Raw genomic sequence first — 1,764 nt, 5'->3', positions numbered from 1 at the left:
GTGATGTTGTTGCGGTCCACTACCAGCCCGGTTCACTACCTGCTCCTGGGAGGAGTCGGGCTCGAATGCCGCTACGGGCAGGGCAGCCTGGACGGCGGCATCGATCACCTGTCCTTGCCCGCGTTCCGACCCCGGTGCCGGATCGACGGCAAGCTGCTCGCGAGCGCGAGTGAGCAGGTCCTGCGTGGTCGCCGGTTCCATGTCCAGCTCGACACTGGCGGTGGTGGTGCGGCGAAGGCTGGCCAGCGACGACCGTACGCTCGCGGCGATCGCGGGCGTACCGAGGTCGCGCCACAGCGCGGTCAGGTCATCGACGGCGAGGTGGCTGTGCGCGTGGACCCGGTTAGCCAGGTTCGCGTCGGTGACCGTCCAGCTCCGGGCTCGTCGCGCCGAATCCATGTTGATCGCGTCGGCGGTGTAAATGACGCGTGTGCGCAATGCCTCCATGTTGCGCCAGAGTTGATGGGCCACCGCCGGTTCGGGTTCGCCGTCGATACCGGCGTGTTGGAGGTGGTGTTCGCGGACCACCGTCACCGCCGCCATGTCTGCAATTCGGTCGGTGTCGGCGACGACTCGACCGAATCCTCGCCGGACCACGTTGTCCTTCGGCGGGTCCCGCAGCACGGTGGTGGGTTGCCAGGCCCGGTTCTTGGTTCCCAGTTCCCTGGCTTGGTTGATCCACACTGCGGGGACGCCGAGTGCCGCGGCGGTGATCTCGGCGATACTGCGGTCGAAGTCGAGCCGAGCAAGCTCTGGGGAGTGGCGCTGTTCGCGACGGATCGCACTCGCCCGGCGAGCCAGATCATGGATGTTGGCGAGGACTTCGGCCTGCTCAGCGGGGAGGTCGGCGACGAGCCGGGCCGGAGGGGCCGGCCTGGTCATGGTTCGACCCCGCGGTAGTTGCCGGGCCGGTCGCTGAACAGTGGCGGGTTCACCAGCGGGTCGTAGTCGGTGTGTGCGCTCGTGGAGGCAGTCGCGTCCACGGCAGCACTGATATGCGCACCCGCGGCGTCGGAGAACAGCACCGGCCGCTGCCTGTCCCGCTGCGCCAGAGCGGAAAGCACCGTTTCCGGCTCGGGTGCGGCGAACTGCGGATCGGGGTCGATTTCCGCCTTCGACAACGCCATCGACTGCACGGCGTAGCCGGCGATATTCGTCGCGGCGATCTCGTGCCACTGACGGGCGAGCTGATCGGGACCGAGCCCCACTGCTGCGGCGGTGGCCGTTTCCATCCAGCGTTGGTGCGGCCAGTAGTGTGCGGCTTGTGCGCCGTCGACGCCGAGTAGCACCCCGATCTGGGTACTGCGGCGCCACAACGTGTTCACCACGTTGTCCACCGCGCTCGGCAGTTTCGATCCCTGTGCTGGCATGAATTCGCTGTAGGCGGCGTGGATTCCGCAGAAGCGCGCCAACCTTTCGTAGTCGGCTCCCAGCTGCTGCAACAGCGCGTCCCGGTCGATCGGGGCGGCCGGTCGAAGGAACAGGTTGGTGTTCCAGCGGATCCTTTTCGTGCCGCGTGCGCGGGCCTGATCGACCCATTCAACCGGCACCCCACCGGCGACGGCAGCAGCGGTGAGTTCACCGTGCACGATCGCCCGCTGGCCGAAGTTCTCGGTCCAGGCCTGCGTGGGCTCACGGCCGCTGCCGCGCTGCTGGTCCAGCAAGGCTTTGGTCTCCGCCGCCGGATTAGTCAGCGCGTTGAAAAAGCGCTTGTTTACTCTTGTATCCTAGTTAAAACATTAAACACTCCCGTGGGGTGTGGCC

2 protein-coding genes are annotated in these 1,764 nt (G+C 66.9%); both read right to left on the bottom strand.

The window, feature by feature from the left end; translation table 11 throughout:
- Nucleotides 1–882: hypothetical protein (locus tag ACFWPJ_RS31955; RefSeq protein WP_378857124.1), on the bottom strand; the 882-nt coding region annotated here is incomplete at its 3' end.
- The gene (locus ACFWPJ_RS31950) at nucleotides 879–1,664 is read right to left on the bottom strand and encodes a hypothetical protein (protein WP_378857122.1); all 786 of its coding nucleotides are present in this window, start codon (nucleotides 1,662–1,664) and stop codon (nucleotides 879–881) included. The genes ACFWPJ_RS31950 and ACFWPJ_RS31955, both read right to left, overlap by 4 nt.
- Nucleotides 1,665–1,764: the final 100 nt, after the last annotated feature.

The sequence above is a fragment of the Nocardia sp. NPDC058497 genome (assembly GCF_042720195.1).
Lineage (GTDB): Bacteria > Actinomycetota > Actinomycetes > Mycobacteriales > Mycobacteriaceae > Nocardia.
The sequence above is the reverse complement of the archived record's forward strand: the minus strand, read 5'-3'. Positions and strand labels throughout refer to the sequence as shown.